The following is a 7,220-nucleotide window of genomic DNA, read 5'->3' as shown; positions in this document are numbered from 1 at the left end:
ACAGGGTCTGGTTCGGTGGCGGCCCCAAGTTCGAGGTGGCGATGGCCTTCTTGGTGGAGGACCTCGGAAACGGCGAGTTCGAAACCGTCAGCACTGAGCCGGTCCAGGTGCTGGGCTGGGCAGAAGCCCCCCCACCGTCGCGTTCAACAGCATGGCCGAGCTGAACGCCTACCGCATCGGAGACCACGTGTGGTGTGCGGCGACGGTGCGGTGGGTGCTCAGCGGTCCCGCTGTCCTGGACAACACGCACCGGGTGGAGGCCGTTGGGCGCGCGTGGGAGACGCGTGTCCTCGTGAGCACCACGAACACGGAGTCGCGGCTCACAATCCTGCGCAGCCAGGCCACGCGTGCTCTCAGCACATCGGACTTTGTCGCGTTCGCCCCGTCTGCCAGCTCATTGGCGAAACGGCGAGAGGACGCCAGGCAGGCGCCTCTCATGGTGAAGCTCACGAACCGGCTCGCCTCGGGAGCCGGGCACCGGGCTCTCACGAGGCTGGAGCGAACCCTGCTCGCAGACGACCACAGCCCTTGGTTCGCAGTGTCACATGTGCAATTCGCAGAGCCCCAAGAGGATGACGATCACATCCTTCAGTTCGCGGAGCCCCAGGAGGGCGACGACGAAGGCCCTCAGTTCGCAGAACCTCACGAGGGCGACGAGCAGGAGTGAGCGTGCGGCGACTGGCCGAGTCAGCCAGGGGTGCTCCGGCTCCGGTCCTGCTCGGCAGCGCGGCCTTGGGAGGGCCGGGAGCGGGCGCTGATGGCGAGGGCTGCGGGGTAGAGCACCTGGCGCCCGTAGCGGGCGCGGGCGCGATCGGCGACGGCTTCGATCGCGAGGGGTTTGTCGTCGCCCGCGTCGAGGGTGAGCTGCCGGGTGGCCCGGTCGGCGGGCCGGAGGCCATCGGCACGCAGCGCGATGCTGCGGACCCGGGCGCGCTGCAGACCGAGGGAGTCGTACACCGCATAGGCGGCCCGGGCCAGGAGGACGGTGTGCTGGGTGGCTTCGGGCAGGGTCCGGCTGCGGCGTGTGGCGTTGAGGTCAGCGTAGCGGACCGTACAGGTCACGCCCGTTGCGATCTGGCCGGAGGCGCGGAGACGGGCACCGAGGTCGTCGGCGAGGGCGAGCAGGACGCGCCGGTGGGCGGCCGGGTCGAGTTCGTCGCGGAGAAAGCGGCGCTCCGTACCGAGGCTCGCCGGGGCCGGGGTGGGGTCGACGACCGTGGTGTCGCGGCCGTGGGCGTGCTCGTGGAGGGCGCGGCCGGCGCGGGCGCCGAGGAGGCGCTGCAGTGTGGGCTGGGGGATGTCGGCGACGTCGCCGACGGTGTGCAGGCCGTACTCGCCGAGCGTCGCCGCTGTCTTCGCACCCACGCCAGGCAGTTCTCGTACCGGCCGGGGCCGCAGGAACGCGGTGACGGCCTCGGGGGAGTCGTCGATGACGGTGTGCCGACCTGGTGGGGTGAGGACGCAGGCCATGGCGGCGAGCATCCGGTTGCCCGCGCATCCCGCAGAACTGTGCAGGCCGAAGTGGGCGAGCGTGCGTAACTGGACCACTTCGGTCAGGGCCCGGGCGTCGCGCTTCCAGTACGGGAGCGCGCCGGTGAGGTCGAGGACGGCCATGTCCGGCTCGATCATCTGCACGCGGGGCGTGATGTTCTCCAGCAGGCGGCGCAGCCGCTCGGGGAGGTCGGCGTCCGGTTCGGCCGGGAGGTCGAAGCGCAGGTGGAGGATGTGACGGCCCATGGTGATCACCCGGCGCTTCCCTGGCTTCGGTGGCCGAGCCGGCGCAGGTCCGCCGAGCGGGTGCCGGCGGGCAGCAGGTCGGCGTACGGGTGCAGGCGGGCCCCGGCGGTGCCGTCGGCCAGGGTGCGCTGCGGGGTGGCCGGCTGGGCGGGGGTGGGGGCCGGGCTGGTGCGGCCGAGGAGGTCGAGGGCGGCCTGGGGGCCGTGGTCGCGTCGGGCGGCGGCCACCCTGTCCAGGTCCCAGGCCATCTCGCCGACGACGGTGCGGCGCGGGCCGCGGGCCTCCACCTGGCCGCGTACCAGCAGCAGCCCGGAGTGGAACATGGTGTGCGCGCAGGTCTCGTGGGAGTCCTCGAAGAAGGCGATGTCGACCAGGCCGGAGCCGTCCTCCAGGGTGCAGAAGATGATCCGCTTGCCGGACGGGATGGGCGGCGTCTGTGTGGAGGCCCGCACTCCGGCGACGAGGACCTTCTGCCCGGGCACCATGCCGCGCAGGTGGGCGGCATCGGTCGCGCCGAGCTCGCGCAGCAGCCGGTGGTGGTGCTCCATCAGGTGCTGGCGCACGTCGATGGAGAGGGTGTCGAGTTCGGCGCCGAGCTTGTCGCGGCTGGTCATTTCCGGCAGCCCGCTCGGTTGGGCGGTCACCAGCTCGCCGCCCAGCGGCAGCTGCCCGTCGGTGGCGGTGCGGTGGCGGGAGTGCCGGTGCAGTTCGGTGGCCTGCAGCAGCAGGTCCCGCCGGGTCAGGCCGGGGGAGAGGGCGTCGAGGGCGCCGATACGGATCAGGCGCTGTGCGAGCGGCAGGGACGGGCGGGCGCGCATCCACAGATCCGGCAGGCCGGTGTAGGGCTGGCCGGCCACCAGGCGGGCGGTCTCCGCCTCGCTGATGCCCTTGACCGTGGAGAACGCCAGACGCACCCCCCAGCCCTGCCCGGCCAGCTCCACGCTGTGCTGCCCGCGGGAGTGGTTGACGTCGACGGGCAGCACGGCAACGCCGTGGCGGCGGGCATCGGCGACGATGACCCGGCGCGGCCACATGCCCGGATCGTGCTCCAGCAGCCCGGCGTATAGATACGCCGGGAAGTGCGCCTTCAAATACGCGGACTGCAGAGCGGGGACGGCGAAGGCCACCGCGTGGGCGCGGCAGAAGCCGTACGCGCCGAAGGAGGAGACGATCTCCCACACCTCATCCAGCACGTCCTTGGAATAGCCGCGCTCGCCGGCCGTCCGACGAAACCATGCCTCGACCTTGGGCAGCCGGTCGGGGTCGGCCAGGGCGCGGCGGGCGACGTCGCCGGCGGCACGGTCGCAGCCGGTCATCGTGGCGAGGATCGCGATGATCTGCTCGTGCCAGATGACGACGCCGTATGTGTCGTTGAGCACCGGCTCCAGGTCGGGATGCGGGTACGTGGGGGCGGCGCCGTGCCGGGCGGCGATGTACAGGGCGGGCATGCCACCGGAGACGGGGCCGGGGCGGAAGAGGCTGATGTCGGCGACGACGTCCTGCATGTGCCGGGGCTGCAGGCGGCCCACCAGATCCTGCTGGCCGGGGCTTTCGAGCTGGAAGAGGCCGACGGTGTCCGAGGCCCGGATCATCTCGAAGGCCTGCTGGTCGTTCAGGCTGACGTGGTCGGGGTTGTCGAGATCGAGCACGCGTCCGGTCGTGCGGCGGAGCTCGGCAACCGCATACGCCATCGCGGACTGCATGCGGACGCCCAGGACGTCGAGCTTCAAGAGACCAAGATCTTCGACGTCCTCCTTGTCGGCCTGCACCATCGGGTAGCCGGCCGGGGTCGGCTGCACCGGCAGCCGGTCCAGCAGCGACGCGTTCGACAGGATCACTCCGCACGGGTGCATGGCGTAGCCGCGGGACAGCGCGTCCAGGCCTTCGGCCAGCTCCCACAGCGGTCCGAACTTCCCGGTCTGGGAGGCAAGTTTCCGCAGCTCCGGCAGCTCCGCGAGTGCGGCGCGGATGTCCCGGGCCCGGATGTGCGGAAAGCTCTTGGCGATCTCGCCGACGACCTGCGGCGGCAGCCCGAGGGCGAGACCGGTGTCCCGCAGGGCGTGCCGCGCCCGGTAGGTCTCGGGCATGCCGGTGACCGCGGTCCGCTCCCGCCCGAACCTCTTGATGATCGCGTCGTACACCTCCAGGCGCCGCTCGGACTCCACGTCGAGGTCGATGTCCGGTAACGACGTACGCCGCTCGCTGAGGAATCTCTCGAACAGAAGCCGATGTTCGAGAGGGTTGGCCGTGGCGACGAACAGCGCGTGGTTGACCATGGAGCCGGCGCCGGAGCCGCGCGCGGCGACCCGGATCCCCAGCGCCCGGGTGTCCGCGACCACCTGGGCCACGGCCAGGAAGTACCCCTCAAAGCCCAACCGGCCGATGACCTCCAGCTCGTAGCGGAGCTGTCGTACGGCACGCTCGTCCGTGTCCAGACCACGGGCGACCATCCCGGTCTCACACCGCTGCCGCAGCAGCCGTATCACCGAACCGCGCTCGGCGCCGACGCCGACGCCGGCGCCGGCGTCGGCGCCGGAGGGTCCGGGGAAGTGGGGACGCCCGAGGCCGAGATCGGCCGGGGTGAGGGTGCAGGACTGGCCGGTGGCCTCGGTCTCGGCCAGCAGGCGGACCGCCCGGCCCGGGTCGTCGCCGACGGCCTGGGCGATGCGGTCGGCGGCCGCCGCCATGGCCTCCGGGGCCTTCAGCCAGCGTTCGCCGCCGTCCAGGTGCCGGCGGTCGACGGGCCGCAGCAGCCGGGCCGCGTCGAGCACGTCGGCCAGCCGATGCTGGGCGGGGTCGGCGTAGCGGACCGCGTTCGTCAGCACCGTACGCACGCCGAGCCGGTCGGCCAGGCCCACGGTGCGCGCGGCCAGCCGCAGTGAGCCCGCACCGGTGCCCCGCCGTCCCAGATACACGGCCTCCAGCCGCAGCCGCTCTCCGGCCAGCTCCCGCCACGGCACGAGCAGCTGCTCGGCGACGTCGGGGCGGCCGGCGGACAGGGCCCGCACCGGTTCGGAGGCCGGGCCGAGCAGCACCACCAGGTCCCGGTCGGCGTAGGTGCGGAGGGTGGGCCAGGACACGACCGGCGCCGCGCCGGCGGCCTCGGCGTGTGCGGCGGACACCAGGCGGCACAGCCGTGCCCACCCGGCCGCGGTCTGCGCGAGCAGGGTGATCCGCAGCGGCGGCTCGATCACGTGCACGCCGCCGCGCCCGGGCGTACGCGGCCGCCCGGCGGCCGGGTCGGGCGGGGTGAGCGGGGCGACGGCGACGTCGACACCGAAGACGGGGCGGATACCGGCGGTTGTGGCGGCGGTGGCGAAGCGGACTGTGCCCGCAACGGTGTCCCGGTCGGTCAGCGCGAGCGTGGTCATCCCGCGCTCGGCAGCGCGCTGCACGAGGGCGCCGGGGAGGGAGGCGCCGTAGCGGGCGGAGTAACCGGAGGCGACGCGCAGATGAGTAAATCCACGGCTCGAACCTCCCGTCTTTCCTGAGTCCCTCGCTGACCTGCGTCCTCTCCAGGTATCTCCCATCACGCCTAATCGCACAAGTGTGCGAACGGGTGATTCGATGCTGCCCCGTGCCGCGCAGCGGCCGCAAGGAGCGGGGCGGCCTTGATTCAGCAGCCCGGGGCGCACGCATGTGATGTGCGTCTCACTTCTCATTTCGATCCTGTAGGGCGGCCTGGTTCTCGGCGGAAGGGGCGAGGCCGGCGACCGTCGTCTGGCCGGGAAAGGCCGTCATGTCACACCTGTTCCAGCAGCTCCTGCTGCTCGCGGCGCTCGTCGTCCTCGCGGCGATCGCCCTCACCTCGCTCGCGATCGACGCCGGCGATGACCTCACCGAGCACCAGGCCCGCGTTCTGTGCGCCGCGCTGAAGGCGATCGAGCACGCCGCGACCGCCTACGGCACCGCGATGGCCGCCCAGGACACCCCGCTCACGCTGGCCATGAAGGCGGTGATGCTGCTGCTTCGGCAGACCCCCTCCGCGTGCACGTGTGCCGCGGCGGTCGGAGCCTGAGTGCGTGGACTTCCCCGTCGATGTCGCGCTCGCCGAGCTCGTCCCGACCCTGCCGGTCGGGGCGGGCTGGCGGTACGAGATGAAGTTCGACGGCCACCGGACCGTCGTCTGGCGCGAGAAGGACACCGGCCGGCTGCAGGCCCGCTCCGGGCGCGACGTCACCGCGGTGTGGATGGACCTGGCCCTCGCGGCCTTCGACATGCTGCCGCCGGGTGTGGTCTTGGACGGCGAGGCCGTGATCTACGCCCGATCGCGGACGGCGCTACCAGGCTCGAAGCCATCGTGGACGACGGTCAGCTTCACCGTCTCGCCGAGGGGTTCGATGTCGAAAAGCTCATCCCGCGTCCGGCGCGGGAGAACCCCAGGCGGGGGCACCGGAGGAATCCAGGGCGGGCCGGCCCGGCTCGGCCGCCCCATCGTCGCCTGGACGGGCCGGGAAATCCTCCACGCCGCGGGCCTCGAGTCGGCCCCGCGCCGCTTTGGCCCCACCCGGCGCGAGTTCCTCATCACCCGGGTCGAAGGGGTCAGCGCCCGCGGCTTCCCGCCCAGCGGCACCGTGCCGGGCGGCAGGTGGTACGTGCCGGCGTTCGGCGAGCACGGCACCCGCCGGTTGCCTAGCACCGGCGTCACCGCCCACCCGATCCGGGCCCGGGCCGTCCACCCGGCACGTATCCTCGCCGCCGACCTCGGGGTGCGCATGGAGTCCCCGCGCTTTCTCCTGCGGGACCGCGACGGCAGGTACGGCGGGGCGTTCGACGCCGTCTTCGAAGCCGAGGACCTGGACGTCATCAAGAGCGCGCCACGGGCGCCTCGGAGGAACGCCCGCTGCGAGAGCGCCATCGGCAGCATCCGGCGCGAGGCCCTCGACCACGTCCTGATCGTGAACGGGGCCGCCGTCCGCCAGGTCCTGGCCGCCTATCAGCGGCACTCCAACGCCCACCGACCTCACCAGGCCCGACAGCAACTACCGCCTGATGCCGAGGAACGGCCCGATGCCACCGTGCACGACCTCAACGCCCGCCGAGTGCTGCGGACCCAGATCCTCGGCGGCGTGATCAGTGAGTACCGCTACATCGCTTGACCGGCGACGATGACTTTCGAGCGGCACGGGGGGGGGGGAAGGCCCGCGGTCAACCGAGATGGTGATGGGGCGGCCCGAATCAGGCTGCCCCATCATGTTCGGCGATCGTGTCAGCGGTGCCCGTGGCCATGGCCGTGCCCGTGCCCGTGCCCGTGGCCGTGCCCGTGCCCGTGGCCGTGACGGCGGTCCCTGTCCCTCCCGTGGCCGTGGTGGCGGTCCCTGTCCTTCCCGTGCCCGTGGTGGTACCGGGGCCCGTCCTCGCCCCGGTCCCCACGATGGTGGTCATTCGAGGCGTACGCACCGGTCGCCCCCGGCGCGGCGGCGCCGGCGGCGGCAGCTCCGGCACCACCCAGCACCACGGCGACTGCCACGCCGAGCGCGGCA

At 72.6% G+C, this 7,220-nt stretch carries 6 protein-coding genes; 4 read left to right on the top strand and 2 right to left on the bottom strand.

What is annotated here, in order from left to right; translation table 11 throughout:
• Positions 1 to 151 precede the first annotated feature (151 nt).
• Positions 152 to 667: a hypothetical protein gene (locus DIZ27_RS43835; protein ID WP_109383835.1), complete on the top strand. Its 516-nt coding sequence runs from the start codon at positions 152 to 154 to the stop codon at positions 665 to 667.
• A gap of 20 nt (positions 668 to 687) precedes the next feature.
• On the opposite strand, the gene DIZ27_RS43830 is transcribed toward DIZ27_RS43835, so the two are convergent.
• On the bottom strand, positions 688 to 1,737 hold the full coding sequence (locus tag DIZ27_RS43830) for a hypothetical protein (protein WP_109383836.1): 1,050 nt from the start codon (positions 1,735 to 1,737) through the stop codon (positions 688 to 690).
• 5 nt (positions 1,738 to 1,742) lie between these two features.
• Positions 1,743 to 5,267 (bottom strand): DNA polymerase III subunit alpha, encoded by a 3,525-nt coding sequence (locus DIZ27_RS43825; RefSeq protein ID WP_109383834.1) that lies wholly within the window; start codon positions 5,265 to 5,267, stop codon positions 1,743 to 1,745.
• Between the two features lie 209 nt (positions 5,268 to 5,476).
• Here DIZ27_RS43825 and DIZ27_RS43820 point away from each other — a divergent pair, with 209 nt between their 5' ends.
• The 3 genes from DIZ27_RS43820 to DIZ27_RS46670 form a co-directional block, all read left to right on the top strand.
• On the top strand, positions 5,477 to 5,755 hold the full coding sequence (locus DIZ27_RS43820; protein WP_109383833.1) for a hypothetical protein: 279 nt from the start codon (positions 5,477 to 5,479) through the stop codon (positions 5,753 to 5,755).
• 4 nt (positions 5,756 to 5,759) lie between these two features.
• The gene (locus DIZ27_RS43815; protein ID WP_258308896.1) at positions 5,760 to 6,836 is read left to right on the top strand and encodes an integrase core domain-containing protein; all 1,077 of its coding nucleotides are present in this window, start codon (positions 5,760 to 5,762) and stop codon (positions 6,834 to 6,836) included.
• Between the two features lie 107 nt (positions 6,837 to 6,943).
• A partial coding sequence (locus tag DIZ27_RS46670; protein ID WP_219933744.1) for a hypothetical protein occupies positions 6,944 to 7,220 on the top strand: 277 nt, incomplete at its 3' end.

The organism is Streptomyces sp. NWU339, from assembly GCF_003143855.1.
Lineage (GTDB): Bacteria > Actinomycetota > Actinomycetes > Streptomycetales > Streptomycetaceae > Streptomyces.
The sequence above is the reverse complement of the archived record's forward strand: the minus strand, read 5'-3'. Positions and strand labels throughout refer to the sequence as shown.